This is a genomic window from Actinomadura soli, assembly GCF_005889715.1.
Taxonomy (GTDB): domain Bacteria; phylum Actinomycetota; class Actinomycetes; order Streptosporangiales; family Streptosporangiaceae; genus Spirillospora; species Spirillospora soli.
The window spans coordinates 1-18,802 of record NZ_VCKW01000174.1; the positions used below are offsets into that span (position 1 = coordinate 1).

Consider the following 18,802-nt stretch of genomic DNA (forward strand, 5'->3'; position numbering starts at 1 on the left):
AAGTATAAGCTCGGGTCCCGCCCGCGACCAGGGCCACGGCGCCGCTCAGCGGACGCTTCTCGACGGTCATGTCTTCCTCCGAACGTGTGGTGCCAGCACCGTGCCGATCTCGTGTTCGACCCGCTTCGCGAGCGCGCCCCGCCGGTCGAGCGCCCAGGTCAGCCCGGACCCGGCGATGGCCGTCTGGACCGATCCGGCGAGCGCGGCGGTGTCCGTCCCTTCGCGCAGCTCACCGGCGGACACGGCCGCTTCGAGCAACATCTCGATCGCCCGGCGCTGGGCCTGATGCATGGCCAGTGCGTGCTCGTAGAACTCCGGGTCGGTGAGGTCCATGCAGAAGAAGGCCAGATGGTTGGCGTACGTCTGGGGCGTGGCGACGTCCGAGACCCACTCCCGGGCCAGCGCGAGCACCGCGGCCAAGTCCGAGTCCTGCCGCTCGCGCGCCCGCTCCCGCAGGACGTTCGCGTCCGGGACGGACCGGGCGGCCAGTGCCAGAAGCAGCCCGCGCTTGGACCCGAACCGCTGGACGAGCGTCCCCGGTACCAGCCCCACCTCGTCGGCCACCGCGGAGAGGGTCAGCTTCGCCGGGCCCACCCGGCCGATCACCTCGACCGCCGCCCGCAGGATCACCGCGTCGTCGATCCCTCGCGGCCGTCCCGCCATCAGGCATCCCCTCATTAATAAATGTACGTACATTTATTAAACCACATCGGGGCCGGTCGGCGGCACGGCCGTGTTGGGTCCGCCCCGTGAGAGGATGCCGCGACCAGGCGGTTCGTCCAGTGGATCGGGGGTCTGGGTGGAGCAGCCTCAGGCGGATGCCGCGGAGGCGGACGGCGAAAAGACCCACGGCGAAAAGACGGGCGGCCGGTCGGCCTGGACCCGGGGCCGGGTGCTCGCCGCGCTCTCAGTGGTGACGGCCGGGCTGCTGGCGTTCCATCGGGCCGTGCCCAACGCCGTGGGCCGCCTGGGCAGCCTGCTGGAGACGTTCCTGCCCTGGCTGGGCCTCGGGGTCGTCGTGCTGCTCGTCCTGGCACTGCTGCGCCGTTCGGCCACGGCGCTGGTGGCCCTGCTCCTGCCGGCGGCGGCCTGGACGTACCTGTTCGGCGGACCGCTCCTCCCCGCCGACGGCTCCGGCACGCGCGACCTGGTGGCCGTCCAGCACAACGTCAGCGACGAGAACGCCGATCCGGCGGGGACGGCCCGCGCCCTGGCCGGCGCCGGGCCCGACCTCATCGCGATGGAGGAGCTGGAGCCCCCGGCGCTGCCCGTCTACGAGAAGACCCTCGCCTCGGGCTTCCCGTACCACGCGGTTCAGGGCACGGTCGGCCTGTGGTCGAGGTACCCGCTGACCGGCGTCCTGCCGCTGGACATCAAACCCCCGGAGATCGCGGATACCTGGAATCGCGGGCTGCGGGCCGTGGCCCACACGCCGCACGGGCAGATCGCCGTGTACGTCGCGCACCTGCCCTCGGTCCGCGTCCGGGCGAGCGGCCTGGCGTCCTCCTGGCGGGACGCGAGCGCCCACCGGCTGGGCAGGGCCATCGCCGCCGAGAAGGTGAAGGCGGTGATCCTGCTGGGGGACCTCAACGGCACGGTCCACGACCGGGGGCTGTCCCCGCTCACCTCTCGGATGGACGAGGCGGAGCGGGGCCTGGCCTTCAGCTTCCCCGTGTCCTTCCCGCTGGCCCGGATCGACCAGGTCATGGCCCGTTCGGCGAGCGTCCGCCATATCCGCACCCTGCCCGCCACCGGCAGCGACCATCTCCCGGTCGCCGCCCGCATCACCCTGGACTGAACCGCGCGACAGCCGTCCGGTGACGCCTGGACCTATCCGTCCTGCTTGAACTGGATGATCTGGAGGTAGTTCCCGTCCGGGTCGGAGAACGTCCCGAAGCGCCCGGAGGGGCGATCGGCGCCGGGAACGACCCAGTCCACGCCGGCGGCCCGCAGCTGTGCCTCGACGGCGTCGAAGTCGTCGACGTGGAAGTTGAGGATCATCCGGCCCGGCTCGCCGTTCTTCGCGTCGACGTCGTCGCGCTGATCGATGACCAGCAGGAAGCCGCCGAGATCGATGGGCCCTTCGCCTTCGTGTCCCGGCGCGAGCGCCTTGCGGTACCAGTCGCGCAGTTCCGCGGGCCGGGTGGTGCCGAGAAGGATGCTGCCGGCTTTCGGCGTGATCATTCCAGCTCTCCTGTCGTCGTGGGCGAAGCCCGGCGCCGGACCCGAACGCGGGCTACTTGCATCATGCAAGTCACCCTAGCCCAGGGTGCTTTCATGACGCAAGCGCCGTCGGTAGGCTGGGACGCATGTTGGGGAAGACCTACGACTCACAGGTGTGCTCGATCGCCCGCGCCCTGGAGGTGATCGGCGAACGCTGGAGCCTGCTGATCGTTCGCGACGCCCTGTTCGCGGGCGCGACCCGCTACAGCGACTTCCAACGCCGCCTGGGCGTCGCGACCAACATCCTCAAGGCCCGCCTCGACGGCTTCGTCGAGGCCGGGATCATGCAACGCCACAGGTACTCCGAGCAGCCCGAACTGTACGAGTACCTGCTGACCGACAAGGGGCGTGCGCTCGCGCCCGCGCTGGTGGCGCTCACCGCGTGGGGCGACCGATGGGCGACCGACGGGGAGCCGCCGATCCTCTACGCCCACTCGGTGTGCGGCACCGGAATCACCCAGCAGGCGGTGTGCGCCCACTGCGGCCGCGTGGACGACCCGACCGAGATCCAGGCCGTGGTCGGGCCCGGCATGCCCGCCGAACGCATACCGCCCAAGGCTTGACGGATGCGGTTCCCCGGGCCGCCGCTGCGGTGCGTCAGTCCGCTTCGGTGATGGCGTTGAGGCGGCGGGCGTGCTCGGACGTCCCGACGAGCGCGGCGACCGGGATCCCGGCCTCGCGCGCCTTCTCCACCATGAGCGGGGGCGGGGTGCCGAGCGCGCTCGCGATGAGGCCGATCGGATGGGCGAGGGACACGTCGATCAGCTCGGTCGCGCCCCGGTGCGTGACCTGCGTGCCGCCGCGCGCGTTGGACCGCCTGGCCTGCTCGAAGTCGGGCAGCGGGACGTTGTACTTGGCGAACAGGCCGGTGAGGAACGTCCAGTGCTCGTCGGGGATGGCGGCGAGCATGGCGTCGAGGCCCCCGCCGCCCTCCGCCGCCTTGTCGATCTTGCCGGGGACGAGGACGTCCACGCCGTAGGGGCGGCCGCGCACGTGGTCGTCGATCCAGCGCAGCTCCTCTTCGAGCCGGTCGGGGGTGTAGGCGACGGCGCCGAGGACGCCGAAGCCGCCCGCGTTGGTGAAGGCGGCGACGACGTCCCGGCAGTGGCTGAAGGCGAACAGCGGGAACTCGATGCCGAACCGCGCGCAGACCTCGGTGTTCATGCCCGGACGCTAAACGACCGAACGGCATTCGGTCCAGGGTGCCGCCGGACGGAACAGGACGTACGACTCGCCCTCGTCCGGGTGGACGAAGGCGGCGCGGAGGGGGAGGCCCTCGCGCAGGTCGTCGCGGTCGACGCCGTCCAGGCGGGCGTGCAGCCACGGGCCTTCGGCCAGCTCGACCAGCGCGAGGCAGGCGGGCGGCTCCTCAGGGCGGTGGACGATCGTCCAGGTCACGAGGGTCGCCTCGCCGCTCGCCTCGGCCCAGCCGGGATCCTCGTCGCCGCAGCCGGGGCAGGCGGACGCGTCCGGCGCCAGCCAGCGGTCGCAGGTCGCGCACCGCCTGACGACCAGGCGGCCGGCGGCGGTGCCGTCGAAGAACGGGTCGGTCCGGCCGTCGCGCCGGAGGACGCCGATGTGCATGGCTAGGCCCCCTTCGCGTGCGGGCTGACGACCAGCGTGGAGTGGTGGTCGAGGATTCCGCCGTTGCCGCTGACCAGGATCACGCCGGTGGACGGGGCCTGCCGCTCGCCGCCGTCCCCGCGCGCCTGGATCACGGCCTCCGACAGCGGCGTCATGCCCCACATGTAGTAGGCGGAAAGCTGGCCGCCGCCGGTGTTGGTCGGCAGCGACCCGCCGGGGCCGAGCGCGCCGGACGCGGCGAACGCGCCGCCCTCGCCTTTGGCGCAGAACCCGTAGTCCTCCAGCGACACGAGGACCGTGTAGGTGTAGCAGTCGTACAGCTCGCAGACGTCGACGTCCGAGACGGTGATCCCGGCCATCTTCATCGCCGCCGCACCGGACGCGGCGGCACCCGTCGTCAGGCCGAAGTCGCTGCCGCGCTCCTTGCGGTGCCCGGGATGCCCCTGCCCCCAGCCCCACAGGTGGACGGGCGGACGGGCCAGATCGCGGGCCCTGTCCGCGCCGGTCACGATGACGGCGATGGCGCCGTTGGAGACGAGGCAGCAGTCGAGGAGGTGCAGGGGCTCCGACACCCAGCGGGAGTTCTGGTGGTCGTCGAGCGTGATCGGGTCGCGCATCTGGGCGAGCGGGTTGCGGGACGCCCAGTCGCGGGTCGAGACCGCGATCGCGCCGAGCTGCTCGCCGGTGGTGCCGTAGCGGGCCATGTGCCGCTGGGCCGCCAGGGCGTAGTACGAGTTCACGCTGCGAAGGCCCAGCGCGGCCGTCATGCCGCCGAACCCGTACCATTCGCGGGCGTCGCGGTCGTACGCCGAACCGGACGGCCGCTCCGGCTTGAGCGGCGCGTCGGCGAACACGCAGGCGACGGTGCTCGCCGAGCCGCTCAGCACCGACATCGCGGCGTACGACACCATCGCCCCGGCGGTCGCGCCGAACGCGTCGATCTGCGCGAGCAGGCGCAGGTCGCGGAGTCCGAGGGTGTCGGCCAGCTCGATGCCGGGGGAGCCGCCCATGCCGTGGCTGACGAGCAGGCCGTCCAGGTCGCCGGGCGCGAGGCCCGCGTCCGCGGCGGCGAGCCGCACCGCGTCGGCGGCGAGCCGCCGGGGGCTCCGCCCGTACACCTTGCCGAGCTCGGTCATGCCGAGCCCCACGATCGCAGCGTTCATCGTCCCCCACGGTACCGAACGGCATTCGGCACCGTCCGGCGCGGGGCCGGGGGGCGCGGAACACTTCCACTGCGCCGGACGACGTCGGATGATCAACAACATGTCCGATCATTTCGCCGAATTCTCGATGCCCGACACCGACCTCACCCGCAAGGCGTACGACCTGGTGTTCTCCCTGGGGCCCGTGCCGCTCGCCCGCCACAGCGTCCGCACGTACCTGTTCGGACGCGCCATCGGAGAGTCGCGGGGCCTGCGGCCCGGAGCCGGCTACGACGACGAGACGCTGTTCCTGGCGAGCCTCCTGCACGATGTGGGCCTCACCGAGCGGGGCGACGGCGGCGGCCGCTTCGAGGTGGACGGCGCCGACCTCGCCGCCGGGTTCCTGTGCCAGAACGGCGCGGACGACGAGCGCGTCCGCGTCGTCTGGGAGGCGATCGCGTTGCACACCAGCGTGGGGATCGCGCACCGGATGCGTCCCGAGATCGCGCTCACCCACGCCGGGACCGGGGCCGACATCGTCGCGCTGGGCGCCGGGGCGCTGCCCGCGGGCCTCGCCGACCGCGCGCACGCCGCCTTCCCCCGCGAGGACGCGGGCCGCCGCCTCACCGAGATCATGCTCGACCAGATCGTCCGGAACCCGGCCAAGGCCCCGATCGGGTCGTTCCCCGGCGAACTCGCCCGCCAGCACGGGGCCGGCGCCCCCGTCCCCGAATGGGCGAAGCTCGTCGCCGCCGCCTGGCCCGGCGTCCACTGAAAGCGTGCCGTCCGCCGGAAGCGTGCCGTCCGCTGGAGAGCGCGCCGCCCGCGTCCCCGGGGCGACGGGGGCGCGGGCGGCGGGCCCGGCCCGGGCCGGTCAGGACGCCAGGACGGCCTGCAGGAAGTCCCGGGTGCGCTGCTCGGACGGCTCGCCGAAGATCTGGTCCGGCGGGCCCTCCTCGACGATCTGGCCCCCGTCGAACATGAGGACCCGGTCGGAGATGTCCTTGGCGAAGGTCATCTCGTGGGTGACGCACAGCAGGGTCAGGTCGCTCTGCCGGGCGATGTCGCGCAGCAGGTCCTGGACGCCGACGACGAGCTCCGGGTCCAGGGCCGAGGTGACCTCGTCCAGCAGCAGCACGCGCGGCTGCATCGCGAGCGCCCGTGCGATCGCCACCCGCTGCTGCTGGCCGCCCGACAGCTGCGACGGATGCGAGTCGATCTTGTCGCCGAGCCCGACCAGGTCCAGCAGACCCTTGGCGCGCTCCACCGCCTCGTCCCTGGACAGCCCGAGCACCCGCACCGGCCCCTCGGTGAGGTTGCGCAGGACGTTCATGTTGGGGAACAGGTTGAACTGCTGGAACACCATGCCGACCTGCTTGCGCATCTCGTGCAGGTGCTTCTGGTTGGCCGGGACGCGCTTGCCGCCGCGCTCCATGTGCCACAGCGTCTCGTCGCCGATCCAGATGAGGCCCTCGTCGAGCTTCTCCAGCGTCATCAGCAGCCGCAGGATGGTGGTCTTGCCCGACCCGCTCGGCCCGATGAGCGTCACCCGCTCGCCCGGCCCCACGGTGAAGTCGAGCTCGCGGAGCACCACGTTGTGGCCGAACCGCTTGATCACCTTCTCGAAGCGGATGCCCGGCGCCTCACCGCGCGGCAGCGGCGCGGCGGCGGCGTCGCCCTTCTCCGTGGAGACGCCCTCGCCCTTCGGGACGGCGTCGTCGCCGGAGTCCTTGGGCGTGGGGGATTCCGGTTCGGTGTCAGTACTCTCCGAGGAGGGGCGACCCCCCACTCCCCCCGGGCCGACTTCGTCGGATTCAGTTGGTGGCATAACGCCTCTCCAAGCGGCGGACGAGTATCGAGGATATGACGCTGACCACGACGAACAACAGGCCGACCATGGTGATCGGCTCCAGGAACTGCAGCGACTTCGAGCCCACCTGGTAGGCCGAGAAGAGCAGCTCCGCGACGTTGATCGCCAGCAGCATCGGCGAGTCCTTGAACATCGCGATCAGGTAGTTGCCGAGCGTCGGGATCACCCGGCGGATCGCCTGCGGCAGGATCACGTCCAGCCACACCCGCGACCGCGGCAGGTTCAGCGCGGTGCACGCCTCCCACTGCCCCTTCGGGACGTCGGCGATCCCGGCCCGGTACACCTCGGCGGTGTACGTCGAGTAGTGGATCCCGAGCGTGATGATCCCGGCCGTGAGCGACCCGATCGTGATGCCCCAGGCGGGCAGGACGAAGAAGACGAAGTACAGCTGCGGGATCAGCGGCGTCGACCGGATGAACTCGGTGATCCACCGGATCGCCTGGTTGAAGACCCGGCTCGGGGTGCGGCGCAGCAGCGTCCACACCAGCCCGAGGACCAGGGCGATCACATAGCCGGCCAGCGTCGCGATGACGGTGTAGCGCAGCCCGTCGAGCAGGTCGGGGAGGATGTCCCCGGAGTACTGCCAGTCCCAGTCCATCAGCCGCCCACCCCCGCACCGGGTGCGCCGGCCGCGATCGTGCCGAGGGACGGCTCAGTGGGCATCCTGCGGCCCAGCATGCGGTCCACGCGGCGTTCGGCGTAGCGGACGAACAGCTGCAGCACCTGCGCGATCACGAAGTACAGGACGAGCACCACCGTGAACGCCGCGACGGTCTCGCCGGTGCTGCCCTGGATGTTCTTCGAGACGCGGGTCAGGTCGACCAGGCCGACCAGGGACACGATGGCCGTCCCCTTCATCAGCTCGATGATCAGGTTGCCGAACGGGGGCAGCATCAGCGCGAAGCCCTGCGGCAGCAGCACCCGCCGCATCCGCTGGTACGGCGTGAAGTTCAGCGCCACCGTCGCCTCGAACTGGGCCTTCGGGACGGCGTTGATCGAGCCGCGGACCACCTCGGCGCCGTAGGCGCCGACGTTCAGGCCGAGCGCGAGGATCGCCGCGAACATGGTGGTGAACCGCAGGCCGACCAGCGGCAGCGCGTAGAAGAACCAGTACAGCAGCACCAGCGTCGCGTTGCCGCGGAAGAACTCCACGTACACCCGGTTCAGGACGCGCACCCACGCGTGGCGCGAGGTGCCCGCCAGCCCGAAGACCAGGGCGAGCACCAGCGCCACCGCGCCACCGAAGATCGTGAGCTGGATGGTGAGCCACGCGCCGTCCAGCCACTGGTTGTAGCTGTCGAGGACGTCAGCCACCGGTCAGCCCTGGCAGAACTTGGCGGCCGTGTCGTCGGCGGCCGGCATCTCCGCCTGGGTGAACCCGAAGGGCTGCAGGACCGGGAGCAGCTTGTTCTGCTGCTTGAGCTTGTCGAGCTCGCCGTTCCAGGCGTTCAGCAGGTCCGTGTCGGCCTTGCGGAACGCGAACGCCCCCGCGCCGAACTGCTCCTTGCCGTCGATGACCGGGACGAACGGGTCGGTCACCTCGAAGCCCTCGCCCTGGTGCTTGGACTGCAGGTCGGCCAGCGAGATGCGGGTCAGCCAGATGCAGTCGATGCGCCCGGCCTTGAGCCCCTCGAAGGCGCTCGGCTGGTCGGCGTAGGTCTTGATGTCGCTCTTCTTGACGCCGGTCTTCTCGGCGTACCCGGCCTCGACGGCGCCGGTCATGACGCCGACCCTGACACCCTTGGCGGCCGGGTCCTTGGCGCCCTTGAGGCCCTTCGGGTTGCCCTCGCGCACCATGAAGGCGCTCTTGGCGACGTACTCGGGGTTCGCGAACGCCGCCGAGGCGCAGCGCTCGGGCGTGATGAACATGCCGGCGGCGATCGCGTCGAACCGCTTGGCGTTCAGGCCGCCGATCAGGCCGCCGAAGTCGACCTGGACGCCCTTGACCTCGTCGATCCCGAGCTGCTTGAAGATGGCGCGGGCGAGCTCGGGCGCCTCGCCGGTCAGCTTCCCCGATTTGTCGGTGTAGCCGTAGGGGGCCTCGTTGGCGAAGCCGACCGTGATCGTCCCGGCGTCCTTGGCCTTCTGCAGCGTGCCCCCGCCCGCCTTCTCCTCTTCCGGATCCGTCGTGGAGCAGCCCGCCGCGGCCAGCGGGACCGCGGCGGACAGCAGCACGGCGGTGCGCAGGAAGTCGCGTCTCGAGGAAGTCATCATCGAACTCCTGGATGGTGTGACCCCGCGCCCGCGGGGGGAACCGGACGGCCCCCCGCGGGCGCGGGCTTGACGTGTGTCGGGTTATCGAATTGTTGTGTTCATTCAGCCGCCCGCAGTGCCATTCGAGGGGGGACGACCCCCCACGCCCCCCGACCCGCCTCCGGCGGTGACGGGGGTGAAGTCGCGGGCGGCGATGAACTCCGGACGCGGTGCGGGGGCGGAGAACGGCTCGACGCACGTGTTCTCGACGCTGTTGAACACGATGAACACGTTGGAGCGGGGGAACGGGGTGATGTTCCCATTGGAGCCGTGCATGCAGTTGCAGTCGAACATGGTGGCAGAGCCCGCGGGCCCCGTGAACAGCTCGATCCCGTGCTTGTCGGCCAGGATCGACAGGCTCGCCGGGTCGGGCGTCCCGATCTCCTGCCCGCGCAGGGACTCCTTGTAGTGGTCGTCCGGGGTCTCCCCGACACACGCCACGAAGGTCTTGTGCGAGCCAGGCATGATCATTAGCCCGCCATTGTGCACGAAATTCTCGGTGAGCGCGATGGATATGCTCACCGCGCGCATCCGGGGCATGCCGTCCTCCGCGTGCCAGGTCTCGAAATCCGAGTGCCAGAAGAAGTCCTTGCCAGTGAATCCTGGCTTGTAGTTGACCCGGCTCTGGTGCACGTAAACCTCCGAGCCGAGAATCTGCCTGGCCCGGCCCACCACGCGGGGGTCGCGGACGAGCCCGGCGAAGACCTCGCTGATCTTGTGCACCTCGAAGATGGAGCGGACCTCGTCCGAGCCGCGCTCGGTGACCGTCCGCTCGTCCGCCAGGACCACCGGGTCGGCCGACAGCCTGCGCAGCTCGGCGCGGTAGTCCTCGACCTCCTCGGGCGCGAGCAACTGGTCGACGCTGAGGAAGCCGTTCGCCTCGAACGCGTCGAGGGTGGCGGCGTCGATCGGCCCGTCCCCGGGTTCGCCGTGAACGACCTGGTCCTGCCGGTACAGCAGCGCCGCCTCGGCGCACTTCCGGGTGGGGTAGGCGTCGTCGATCGTCGGATGGGACTCGATGATGCTCATGCGTCCTCCTCGGTCAGCAGCGGATACACCCCGTTCTCGTCATGGACCTCCCGTCCCGTGCAGGGCGGGTTGAAGACGCAGACGGTCCGCACATCCGTGTGAGCGCGCAGAGTGTGATGCTCGTGGCCGTCGAGCAGGTACATCACGCCAGGCTCGATCTTGTGCTTCTCGCCGGTCTCGTCGTTGGTCAGCTCCCCCTGGCCCTCGACGCAGTAGACGGCCTCGACGTGGTTCGCGTACCACATCCTGGTCTCGGTGCCCGCGTACAGGATCGTCTCGTGCATCGAGAAGCCGACGCCCTCCTTGGCGAGCACGAACCGGCGGCTGCACCACGTCGGCGCCTGGACGTCGCGCTCGGTGCCGACGATCTCGTCAAGGGAACGAACGATCATGAATCTCCTCTTTTCAAGCGGTGCCCGGGGCCGGGCCCCTGGCGGGGGCCCGGGACGGCCCGGACGGCGTGGACGGCGGTGACCGCCGGGTCAGACGGTGACCTTCTGGCGGACGGCCTCCAGCGACTCCGCGATGATCTCAAGGCCGCGGTCCAGCTCGGCCTCGGTCGTGGTGAGCGGCGGCAGCAGCTTGACCACCTCGCCCTCGGGGCCCGAGGTCTCCATCAGCAGCCCGCGCCCGAACGCCTCGGCGCACACCTTCGGCGCCATCTCGGCGTCGTTCATCACCAGGCCCCACGCGAGGCCGCGGCCGCGGACGGAGTCGACGGCGCCGGCGTGCCTGATCGCGATCGACTCCAGCGCCGTCTGGACCTGCTGGCCCTTGGCGATCGTCTCCTTCTCCAGGCCGTCGCCGGTCCAGTAGTCCTCCAGCGCGGCGATGGCGGTGACGAACGCGGGGTTGAAGCCGCGGAAGGTGCCGTTGTGCTCGCCCGGGTCCCACACGTCCAGCTCGCGCTTCATCAGCGTGATGGCGAGCGGCAGCCCGTAGCCGCTGAGGGATTTGGACAGGCAGACGATGTCCGGGACGATCCCCGCCTCCTCGAAGCTGAAGAACGGCCCGGTGCGGCCGCAGCCCATCTGCACGTCGTCGACGATGAGGAGGATGTCGTGCCGGCGGCACAGGTCCTGCAGGCCGCGCAGCCACTCGGCGGTGGCGACGTTGATGCCGCCCTCGCCCTGCACGGTCTCCACGATGACGGCGGCGGGCTTGTCCAGGCCGCTGCCGCTGTCGTCGAGCATCGTCTCGAAGAGCAGGAAATCGGGCGTCCTGCCGTCGAGGTAGTTGTCGTAGGGCATCGCGACGCCGTGGCCGAGCGGGACGCCGGCGCCGGTGCGCTTCATCGAATTGCCCGTGACGGCGAGCGCGCCGAGCGTCATCCCGTGAAAGGCGTTGGTGAAGCTGACGACGGTCTCGCGGCCGGTGTACTTGCGCGCGAGTTTTAGCGCCGCCTCGACCGAGTTGTTGCCCGCGGGGCCGGGGAACTGCACCTTGTAGTCGAACCCGCGGGGCCGGAGCACGTACTCGTTGAATCGTTCCAGGAACTCTCGCTTGGCCGATGTGTACATGTCGAGGCTGTGCACGACCGCGTCGCTGGCGAGATAGTCCAGGAGCCGGCGTTTCAGCTGCGGGTTGTTGTGCCCGTAGTTGAGCGTTCCCGCACCGGCGAAGAAATCCAGGTAGGTTTTGCCGTTCTCGTCGGTCATGTGACTGCCGCGCGCGGTGGTGAACACCGTGGGCCAGCCTCGGCAGTAGCCGCGGACTTCCGATTCCAAGCGGGCGAACACGTCCATTTTCTGCCTCCAGGCAGGTCGGTGGGGGAGCGGACGGGGGAGTGAACGGGTCAGTTCGCGTCGGCGATCGGGCCGATCCTGAAGAGCACCTCGGGCTCGTGTCCCCCCTCGGGGAAGTGCTCCGCGCCGAACAGCGGGCTGCGGGCGACCTCGCACCCGCGACCTCGCGCGAACGCTTCGAACATCGCGGTGGAAGCGGTGTTGTCCGGCGTGACCGTGGCCTCCAGGAACCGGTGGCCACGGGGGGCCAGCCGGTCCGCGAGGCGGTCCAGCATGCGGTGGGCCAGGCCCTGGCCGCGGTGATCGCGGCCCACGGCGACCTGCCACACGAAGAACGTGTCGGGCCGGGACGGGCGGACGTATCCGGTGACGAATCCGCAGGGGACGCCCGCGTCGCGCGCCACCACGGAAGTGTCCGCGAAATCGCGGCACCAAAGCGTGTAGCTGTAAGGCGAGTTGACGTCCAGGACCCGCGATTCGCGGGCGAGCCGCCAAAGCTCGGGGCCGTCGGCGAGGCTCGGCTCCTGGAGTTGCACGTCCGCGTTCGTCTCGCTTGCGCCGGGGCGCCGGGTCGGTGTTTCCAGGGGTTGCGCTGCCATGTCCAGGCAACTTAGCGAATCTCGGCCCGTGATCGCAGAGGAATGTTATCGGCGAGATGTTTAGCCGGGTACCGCACTGGGTAGGGTTAATCCCTTTGCCAAATTCGGTGCAATTCCGCGGGGGCCCGCGCGGGCGATTTTCCGCCTTTCCCCGTGATACGCAGGAGGTACTGCCGACTTCGGCGACGGCGCTGCCCGGACGCTTCCTGAACGCCACCTTAATGTTCCGTCGTGAAGGGGAGAGGCGTTTTGTGTATCGGTTGTGTGAGGTAAGTCACTGAGATTTCATGTCAACGCGTCCGGTGCGGCGGGCGTCACGTCGCATCGGGCGAGGTCGTCCGGTCGCGGGCGTGCTGGGACGGGTGTGGGCCAAGGCGTGGACGCGGGCCGTGTGAGATCGGGGCGACTGACCATCAAGGGGCATGTCTACCTGCCTGATGGTAAGGCCGGAGTAGCTCAACAGTAAGAATCCCGGCATTTCGGTCCGTTGATAAGGCGGCCGGGCCGGAGGTCCGGCCGCCCGTCCGACTGCCCGTTTCGGCCCTGCCGCCACCGGCATTCCGACATGACCGGTTCACGGCCCTTGTCATGTCGTCGTTTTCATCGAGCGGGTCGCCGGGCGGGGCCCGGGTCGCCCCATCCGGCTGCCCGGTCAGGGTCGGCCCGCGAATCGATCGGTTGCCTCGATCAAATAGTGCAGGATGCCCGGCTCGCTGTAGGCGTGCCCGGCGTCGTCGACGATGTGGAAGTCCGCCTCTGGCCAGGCCCGGTGCAGATCCCACGCCGTCGCGACCGGCGTGCACACGTCGTACCGGCCCTGGATGATCATCGCCGGGATGTGGCGGATCCTGTCCACGTCCCGGATCAGCTGCCCGTCCTCGAAGAAGCCCTCGTTGACGAAGTAGTGGTTCTCGATGCGCGCGAACGCCACCGCGTAGTCCGGCTCGCCGAACCCGCCCGCGAGCTCCGGGTCCGGCCGCAGCGTGATCGTCGAGCCCTCCCAGGTCGACCACGCCTTGGCCGCGGCGAGCCGCACGTCCCGGTCGGGGGACCGCAGCCGCTCCCCGAACGCCGAGATGAGGTCCTCCCGCTCGTCCTCCGGGATCGGCTCGACGTACTTCTCCCACAGGTCGGGGAAGATCAGCGACGCGCCCTCCTGGTAGAACCAGTACAGCTCGAACGGCCGCAGGGTGAAGATGCCGCGCAGCACCAGCTCGGTCACCCGCTCCGGATGCGTCTGCGCGTACGCCAGCGACAGCGCGCTGCCCCAGCTCCCGCCGAACACCAGCCAGCGCTCGATGCCGAGGTGCTCGCGGAGCCGCTCCATGTCGGCGACCAGGTTCCAGGTGGTGTTCGCCTCAAGCGACACCTCCGGATCCTTCGCGTGCGGCAGGCTCCGGCCGCAGTTGCGCTGGTCGAACAGGACGATCCGGTACGCCTCCGGGTCGAACTGCCGCCGGTGCGCCGGGGCGCAGCCCGCGCCGGGGCCGCCGTGCAGCATCACCGCGGGCTTGCCGTCCGGATTGCCGCAGACCTCCCAGTAGATCTGATTGCCGTCGCCGACGTCGAGCAGCCCGGTCTCGTACGGCTCGATCGGCGGATACAGGGTGCGAAGCTCCATGGAGCGCGATTGTCCCACCCGCCGGAGGGATGTGACCCTTGGCACCGCCGGGCGGGGCCATCGGGGCCCCGACCAGGGCTCCTGCGTGCGCGAACACCGCGCGGCGGCCGAGAAAGTAAACCCCAAACTGGGCAAACGTTCCGCTGGTCGGGGCTAGAGTGCCTTCAGTGAGCGAAGCCACGAGGCTCAGGGCCGGTAGCGGAGCGAACGAGATGTGCACACCCCCCCCCGCGAGCGCGGCCGTATGCCGCCGGGCGAGGAGACACGTGAGCGAGATGACGAGCCGTCGGGCGAAGAACGCGGGCACCACGATGAGCAGAGCCATGCCGTCCATGTGGCTCCGAGCCGCGAGGCGGGGAGAGCAGTGAGCGAGCTGAACGGATCGGGCGGCGCCCGCGGAGTCCCGGACGCGGGATCCCCCTGGCCCGCCATGGGACGCGACCCGGGCCGCGCGCCCGAGTCGATGCCTGCCGCCCAGCAGCCGATCCAGATGTCCAAGCCCCCGCAGCAGGGCCAGCCCGGCCGCCCGCGCGAGTCCGCGCGTCCCGACGTCGAGCAGCCCGAGGCCCAGCCGTGGGACATCGTCGAGCGGCTCCGCCAGATGGCCGACCTCATCGGCGACGCCCTCGCCGCCGGCGAGCGCAAGGTCAGCGAGGCGCAGAACGAGATCGCCCAGCAGGTCGCGGCCGTCACGGCGGAGAAGGAGTCCGCGCAGCGGGACGCGGCCGCCGCCTGGGGTGAGGTGCAGCGCGCCCGCGGCCAGGCCGAGCAGGCCGAGCGCCGCGCCGTCGAGGCGCAGAACGAGACGGCCCAGCAGGTCGCGGCCGTCACCGCGGAGAAGGAGTCCGCGCAGCGGGACGCCGCGGCCGCCTGGGGTGAGGTGCAGCGCGCCCGCGGCCAGGCCGAGCAGGCCGAGCGCCGCGCCGTCGAGTCCCAGAACGAGGCCGTCGCGCAGATCGCCGCGCTGCAGGCCGAGAAGGAGAACGCGCAGCGGGACGCCGCCGCCGCCTGGAACCAGGCCCAGCAAGGGCGCGCCCAGGCCGACCAGGCCCGCGCCCAGGCCGATCAGGCGCGCGCGCAGATGGAGCAGATCCAGGCCCAGGTCGAGCAGGCCGAGCGCCGTGTCGCCGAAGCCGAGGCGACCGTCCGGCAGGCCATCCAGCAGCGCGACGCGATGAGCGAGGCCCGCGACGACGCGCTCCGCGCCGTCGAGGACGCCGTCAACGGACGCCGCTCCGCCGAGTCCGAGCGCGACCGCGTCGCCGACCAGGCCGGGGAGCTGTCCCGCGGCCTTGAGGCCGCGCACGCCGAGCTGTCCGCGCTGCGCGCCAAGCTCACCGACGCCGAGATGACCGCGCAGAACCTCCAGCACGCCGTCGTCGGCGCGGGAAAGGAGGCCGACGAGTCCCGCCGCCGCGCCGAGGTCGCCGAGCGCCGCGCCCAGGAGAACGAGCGCCGCGCCCAGGACGCCGACCGCCGCGCGCAGGACGCCGACCGCCGCGCCCAAGAGGCGGCGGGGCGGGCCGAGGTCGCCGAGGCCGAGCGTCAGCAGGCCCTCGACACCGCCGCGCAGTCCCTGGAGGCCGCCAAGAAGGCCGAACGGGAGCGCGACGGCAACGCCAAGGGCCGGGAGGCCGCCGAACGCGCCCGCGAGGCCGCCGTCCAGGCCCAGGCGCGCGCCGAGTCCGAGCTGACCCTGGCCCGGGGCCGCGCCGACCAGGCGGGACGGGAACGGGACAAGACCGTCGCGGCGATGCGCCAGCTCGCCGCCGAGCGCGACGCCGTCGCCGAGAAGCTCGCCGAGCGCGACCAGTGGGTCGACCAGCTCGCCCAGGCCGTCACCGAGCAGCGCGCCCAGATCGCCGAGCTGTCCCAGGAGCGCGACGCCGCCCGCAACGCCGCCGACCAGGCCCGCTCCCTGATCGACGAGCTGACCCGCCAGCTCCGCACCATCATGCCCGCGGGCTCAAACGCTCTACCCTCGTCCTTCGGGCCCTAGAGACCTGCCACATAGCCCTCGGTTCGCGAACGACCTCGACCACCACCGCAACCACGCAACGACCCCAACTGTCGCGATCGCGTCCGAAGGCAGGTTCGAGCGAAGCGAGAACCTGATCGCGCAGCGAGCCGCCAGGCGAGACGAAGCGATGCGGCGATCGCACGCATTACCCGACGATGGAGGCCGCCAGGCCGAAGGAGGAGGGCGATGCCATAAACTGGTGGCCCGTGGACAGTGAGCCCTAGTCCGCCTCGCAACGACCACGGGAGCATCTCTTTGCCATCGGCAGCCACTGGTAGATCGCGTCCTACCAAGCATCTGTTCGTCACCGGCGGCGTCGCCTCCAGCCTCGGCAAGGGGCTGACGGCGTCCAGCCTGGGACGGCTTCTCACCCTCCGCGGCCTCCGGGTCACCATGCAGAAGCTCGACCCGTACCTGAACGTCGACCCCGGGACGATGAACCCGTTCCAGCACGGCGAGGTCTTCGTCACCGACGACGGCGCCGAGACGGATCTCGACATCGGGCACTACGAGCGGTTCCTCGACACCGAGCTGCACGGGTCGGCGAACGTCACGACCGGGCAGGTGTACTCCAGCGTCATCGCCAGGGAGCGGCGCGGGGAGTACCTCGGCGACACCGTGCAGGTGATCCCGCACATCACCAACGAGATCAAGGACCGGATCCGGGCGATGGCCGTCGCCCGGGGGACCGGCGGGGCGTCCCAGCGCCACGGCACGGCCGACGACGCCCAGGTGGACGTCGTGATCACCGAGGTCGGCGGGACGGTCGGCGACATCGAGTCGCTGCCGTTCCTGGAGTCGGTGCGGCAGATCCGGCACGAGATCGGGCGGGAGAACTGCTTCTTCCTGCACGTGTCGCTGCTGCCCTACATCGGGCCGTCCGGGGAGCTGAAGACCAAGCCGACGCAGCACTCGGTGGCCGCGCTGCGCTCCATCGGCATCCAGCCCGACGCGATCGTGTGCCGGTCCGACCGGCCGATCACCGACGGGCTCAAGCACAAGATCAGCCTGATGTGCGACGTGGACCGCGAGGCCGTGGTCTCGGCGGTCGACGCCGCGAGCATCTACGACATCCCGAAGGTGCTGCACTCCGAGGGCCTGGACGCCTACGTGGTGCGCCGGCTCGACCTGCCGTTCCGGGACGTCGACTGGGGCGCGTGGGACGAGCTGCTGCGCCGCGTCCACAAGCCCGCGCGGGAGGTCACGATCGCGCTGGTCGGCAAGTACATCGACCTGCCCGACGCGTACCTGTCGGTCACCGAGGCGCTGCGGCACGGCGGGTTCGGCAACGACGCCAGGGTCCGCATCCGCTGGGTCAAGAGCGACGACTGCGAGACGCCCGAGGGCGCCAAGCGGGAGCTGGACGGCGTCGACGGCGTCCTCGTCCCCGGCGGGTTCGGCGTCCGCGGCATCGAGGGGAAGATCGGCGCGGTGCGGTACGCCCGCGAGAACCGGCTCCCGCTGCTCGGCATCTGCCTCGGCCTGCAGTGCATGGTCATCGAGGCGGCGCGGACGCTCGGCGGGCTCGGCGACGCGGGCAGCGCCGAGTTCGACGCGACCACCGACGACCCCGTCGTCGCGACGATGGCCGAGCAGGTCGACGTCGTCGCCGGGGAGCGGGACATGGGCGGCACGATGCGGCTCGGCCTCTACCCGGCCGACCTCGCGGACGGGTCCGTCGTCCGGGAGCTGTACGGGGAGGCGGAGGTGTCCGAGCGGCACCGGCACCGGTACGAGGTCAACAACGCCTACCGCGACCGGCTGGAGAAGGCCGGGCTGCGGTTCTCCGGCCTGTCGCCCGACGGCCGCCTGGTCGAGTACGTCGAGCTGCCGCGCGAGCAGCACCCGTTCTTCGTCGGGACGCAGGCGCACCCGGAGTTCAGGTCCCGGCCGACGCGCCCGCACCCGCTGTTCACCGGCCTCGTCTCCGCCGCGCTCGACTACGCCGAGGCCCGCGCGGGCGACCCCGCCGGGAAGGCGATCGCGCCATGACCCCCGACGACGTCCGCGACCGACCCGAACGCTGGACGGTCGTGGAGGAGGGCACGGCCTTCCGGGGGCGCGTGTTCGACGTCCGGCAGGACAGGGTCGAGATGCCGCGCGGCGACGGCATCGAGGTCGTCACCCGGGACGTGATCGCGCACGTCGGCTCCGTGGGCGTCCTCGCGTTCGACGACGATGACCGGGTGATGCTGCTGCGGCAGTACCGGCATCCGGTGTCGCGGCTGCTGTGGGAGGTGCCCGCCGGGCTGCGGGACGTGCACGGCGAGCCGCTGCACAAGCTCGCCGAGCGGGAGCTGCTGGAGGAGGCCGGGTACCGCGCCGACCGGTGGGACACCCTCCTCGACGTGTTCACCTCGCCCGGCATGACGGACGAGCGCGTCCGGATCTTCCTGGCCCGCGGCCTCACCGAGGTGCCCGCCGACGAGATCGACTTCGAGCGCGTCCACGAGGAGGCCGACATGCCGGTCGTGTGGGTGCCGCTGGACGAGGCCGTCCGCAAGGTGCTGGCCGGCGAGGTGCGCAACGCGATCGCCTGCATGGGCGTCCTCGCGGTGCACGCGGCCCGCGCGTCCGGGTTCGCCGCGCTGCGCCCGGCCGACGCGCCGGAGGACTGAGCCCGATGAGACCCCCCTCCGGCGCCCGGAGGGGGCATGATGGGCGGGTCCCCGGAGCCACGCCCGGAAGAGGTGCCGCACTGTCCCCGCCCCCGACC

The 18,802-nt window shown here is 71.1% G+C and carries 20 protein-coding genes; 6 read left to right on the forward strand and 14 right to left on the reverse strand.

The genetic code is table 11. The features are described 5' to 3' along the window. Positions 1-66 precede the first annotated feature (66 nt). Entirely contained in the window at positions 67-663 is a 597-nt protein-coding gene (locus tag ETD83_RS28050; protein ID WP_138648215.1) for a TetR/AcrR family transcriptional regulator, read from the reverse strand. A 136-nt stretch (positions 664-799) separates the two neighbouring features. Here ETD83_RS28050 and ETD83_RS28055 point away from each other — a divergent pair, with 136 nt between their 5' ends. Continuing rightward, entirely contained in the window at positions 800-1,798 is a 999-nt protein-coding gene (locus ETD83_RS28055) for an endonuclease/exonuclease/phosphatase family protein (protein WP_230421244.1), read from the forward strand. A gap of 32 nt (positions 1,799-1,830) precedes the next feature. Here the strand turns inward: ETD83_RS28055 and ETD83_RS28060 are convergent, their stop codons facing one another. After that, on the reverse strand, positions 1,831-2,184 hold the full coding sequence (locus ETD83_RS28060; RefSeq protein WP_138648217.1) for a VOC family protein: 354 nt from the start codon (positions 2,182-2,184) through the stop codon (positions 1,831-1,833). A 125-nt stretch (positions 2,185-2,309) separates the two neighbouring features. Here ETD83_RS28060 and ETD83_RS28065 point away from each other — a divergent pair, with 125 nt between their 5' ends. Then, positions 2,310-2,786 carry a winged helix-turn-helix transcriptional regulator gene (locus ETD83_RS28065; protein WP_138648218.1) on the forward strand — a complete coding sequence of 159 codons (477 nt, stop codon included), beginning with the start codon at positions 2,310-2,312 and terminating at the stop codon, positions 2,784-2,786. 34 nt (positions 2,787-2,820) lie between these two features. Here the strand turns inward: ETD83_RS28065 and ETD83_RS28070 are convergent, their stop codons facing one another. The 3 genes from ETD83_RS28070 to ETD83_RS28080 are packed head-to-tail and all read right to left on the reverse strand — an operon-like array spanning position 2,821 to position 4,970. After that, on the reverse strand, positions 2,821-3,387 hold the full coding sequence (locus ETD83_RS28070) for a nitronate monooxygenase (protein WP_230421245.1): 567 nt from the start codon (positions 3,385-3,387) through the stop codon (positions 2,821-2,823). A gap of 9 nt (positions 3,388-3,396) precedes the next feature. Next, positions 3,397-3,807: a Zn-ribbon domain-containing OB-fold protein gene (locus ETD83_RS28075; protein WP_138648219.1), complete on the reverse strand. Its 411-nt coding sequence runs from the start codon at positions 3,805-3,807 to the stop codon at positions 3,397-3,399. Positions 3,808-3,809: 2 nt separating this feature from the next. Further along, on the reverse strand, positions 3,810-4,970 hold the full coding sequence (locus tag ETD83_RS28080) for a thiolase family protein (protein WP_138648220.1): 1,161 nt from the start codon (positions 4,968-4,970) through the stop codon (positions 3,810-3,812). Between the two features lie 100 nt (positions 4,971-5,070). Between ETD83_RS28080 and ETD83_RS28085 the strand changes: the two genes are divergently transcribed. Further along, positions 5,071-5,724, forward strand: a complete 654-nt coding sequence (locus ETD83_RS28085; protein ID WP_171064471.1) for an HD domain-containing protein — start codon at positions 5,071-5,073, stop codon at positions 5,722-5,724. A gap of 99 nt (positions 5,725-5,823) precedes the next feature. On the opposite strand, the gene ehuA is transcribed toward ETD83_RS28085, so the two are convergent. From ehuA to pip, 9 genes are all read right to left on the reverse strand, one after another. Next, a complete protein-coding gene (gene ehuA, locus ETD83_RS28090; protein ID WP_138648233.1) occupies positions 5,824-6,606 on the reverse strand; it encodes an ectoine/hydroxyectoine ABC transporter ATP-binding protein EhuA in 783 nt (260 codons plus the stop codon). Positions 6,607-6,763: 157 nt separating this feature from the next. After that, positions 6,764-7,417: an ectoine/hydroxyectoine ABC transporter permease subunit EhuD gene (gene ehuD, locus ETD83_RS28095; protein WP_171064473.1), complete on the reverse strand. Its 654-nt coding sequence runs from the start codon at positions 7,415-7,417 to the stop codon at positions 6,764-6,766. Continuing rightward, positions 7,417-8,133, reverse strand: a complete 717-nt coding sequence (gene ehuC / locus ETD83_RS28100) for an ectoine/hydroxyectoine ABC transporter permease subunit EhuC (protein ID WP_138648223.1) — start codon at positions 8,131-8,133, stop codon at positions 7,417-7,419. Before ehuC ends, ehuD begins: the two co-directional genes overlap by 1 nt. A 3-nt stretch (positions 8,134-8,136) precedes the next feature. Continuing rightward, positions 8,137-9,030: an ectoine/hydroxyectoine ABC transporter substrate-binding protein EhuB gene (ehuB, locus tag ETD83_RS28105; RefSeq protein WP_138648224.1), complete on the reverse strand. Its 894-nt coding sequence runs from the start codon at positions 9,028-9,030 to the stop codon at positions 8,137-8,139. 105 nt (positions 9,031-9,135) lie between these two features. Then, entirely contained in the window at positions 9,136-10,101 is a 966-nt protein-coding gene (gene thpD / locus ETD83_RS28110; RefSeq protein WP_138648225.1) for an ectoine hydroxylase, read from the reverse strand. Then, a complete protein-coding gene (locus tag ETD83_RS28115; protein WP_138648226.1) occupies positions 10,098-10,493 on the reverse strand; it encodes an ectoine synthase in 396 nt (131 codons plus the stop codon). The genes thpD and ETD83_RS28115 overlap by 4 nt, the downstream gene beginning before the upstream one ends. A gap of 90 nt (positions 10,494-10,583) precedes the next feature. Beyond that, positions 10,584-11,846 carry a diaminobutyrate--2-oxoglutarate transaminase gene (gene ectB / locus ETD83_RS28120; RefSeq protein ID WP_138648227.1) on the reverse strand — a complete coding sequence of 421 codons (1,263 nt, stop codon included), beginning with the start codon at positions 11,844-11,846 and terminating at the stop codon, positions 10,584-10,586. 50 nt (positions 11,847-11,896) lie between these two features. Beyond that, positions 11,897-12,445, reverse strand: a complete 549-nt coding sequence (gene ectA, locus ETD83_RS28125) for a diaminobutyrate acetyltransferase (RefSeq protein ID WP_138648228.1) — start codon at positions 12,443-12,445, stop codon at positions 11,897-11,899. 652 nt (positions 12,446-13,097) lie between these two features. Continuing rightward, positions 13,098-14,066, reverse strand: a complete 969-nt coding sequence (gene pip, locus ETD83_RS28130) for a prolyl aminopeptidase (protein ID WP_138648229.1) — start codon at positions 14,064-14,066, stop codon at positions 13,098-13,100. Positions 14,067-14,430: 364 nt separating this feature from the next. Between pip and ETD83_RS28135 the strand changes: the two genes are divergently transcribed. From ETD83_RS28135 to ETD83_RS28145, 3 genes are all read left to right on the forward strand, one after another. Continuing rightward, a complete protein-coding gene (locus ETD83_RS28135) occupies positions 14,431-16,065 on the forward strand; it encodes a coiled-coil domain-containing protein (protein WP_138648230.1) in 1,635 nt (544 codons plus the stop codon). Positions 16,066-16,341: 276 nt separating this feature from the next. After that, positions 16,342-18,078: a CTP synthase gene (locus ETD83_RS28140; RefSeq protein WP_138648231.1), complete on the forward strand. Its 1,737-nt coding sequence runs from the start codon at positions 16,342-16,344 to the stop codon at positions 18,076-18,078. Beyond that, complete coding sequence (locus ETD83_RS28145) at positions 18,075-18,704, forward strand: NUDIX domain-containing protein (RefSeq protein WP_138648232.1); 630 nt, start codon at positions 18,075-18,077, stop codon at positions 18,702-18,704. The genes ETD83_RS28140 and ETD83_RS28145 overlap by 4 nt, the downstream gene beginning before the upstream one ends. Positions 18,705-18,802 lie beyond the last annotated feature (98 nt).

Bases quoted from the DNA above. Each gene is read 5' to 3' on its own strand.
- ETD83_RS28050 (WP_138648215.1), bottom strand. From the start codon at position 663: ATGGCGGGACGGCCGCGAGGGATCGACGACGCGGTGATCCTGCGGGCG.
- ETD83_RS28060 (WP_138648217.1), bottom strand. From the start codon at position 2,184: ATGATCACGCCGAAAGCCGGCAGCATCCTTCTCGGCACCACCCGGCCC.
- ETD83_RS28065 (WP_138648218.1), top strand. From the start codon at position 2,310: ATGTTGGGGAAGACCTACGACTCACAGGTGTGCTCGATCGCCCGCGCC.
- ETD83_RS28070 (WP_230421245.1), bottom strand. From the start codon at position 3,387: ATGAACACCGAGGTCTGCGCGCGGTTCGGCATCGAGTTCCCGCTGTTC.
- ETD83_RS28075 (WP_138648219.1), bottom strand. From the start codon at position 3,807: ATGCACATCGGCGTCCTCCGGCGCGACGGCCGGACCGACCCGTTCTTC.
- ETD83_RS28080 (WP_138648220.1), bottom strand. From the start codon at position 4,970: ATGAACGCTGCGATCGTGGGGCTCGGCATGACCGAGCTCGGCAAGGTG.
- ETD83_RS28085 (WP_171064471.1), top strand. From the start codon at position 5,071: ATGTCCGATCATTTCGCCGAATTCTCGATGCCCGACACCGACCTCACC.
- ehuD (WP_171064473.1), bottom strand. From the start codon at position 7,417: ATGGACTGGGACTGGCAGTACTCCGGGGACATCCTCCCCGACCTGCTC.
- ehuB (WP_138648224.1), bottom strand. From the start codon at position 9,030: ATGACTTCCTCGAGACGCGACTTCCTGCGCACCGCCGTGCTGCTGTCC.
- thpD (WP_138648225.1), bottom strand. From the start codon at position 10,101: ATGAGCATCATCGAGTCCCATCCGACGATCGACGACGCCTACCCCACC.
- ETD83_RS28115 (WP_138648226.1), bottom strand. From the start codon at position 10,493: ATGATCGTTCGTTCCCTTGACGAGATCGTCGGCACCGAGCGCGACGTC.
- ectB (WP_138648227.1), bottom strand. From the start codon at position 11,846: ATGGACGTGTTCGCCCGCTTGGAATCGGAAGTCCGCGGCTACTGCCGA.
- ectA (WP_138648228.1), bottom strand. From the start codon at position 12,445: ATGGCAGCGCAACCCCTGGAAACACCGACCCGGCGCCCCGGCGCAAGC.
- pip (WP_138648229.1), bottom strand. From the start codon at position 14,066: ATGGAGCTTCGCACCCTGTATCCGCCGATCGAGCCGTACGAGACCGGG.
- ETD83_RS28145 (WP_138648232.1), top strand. From the start codon at position 18,075: ATGACCCCCGACGACGTCCGCGACCGACCCGAACGCTGGACGGTCGTG.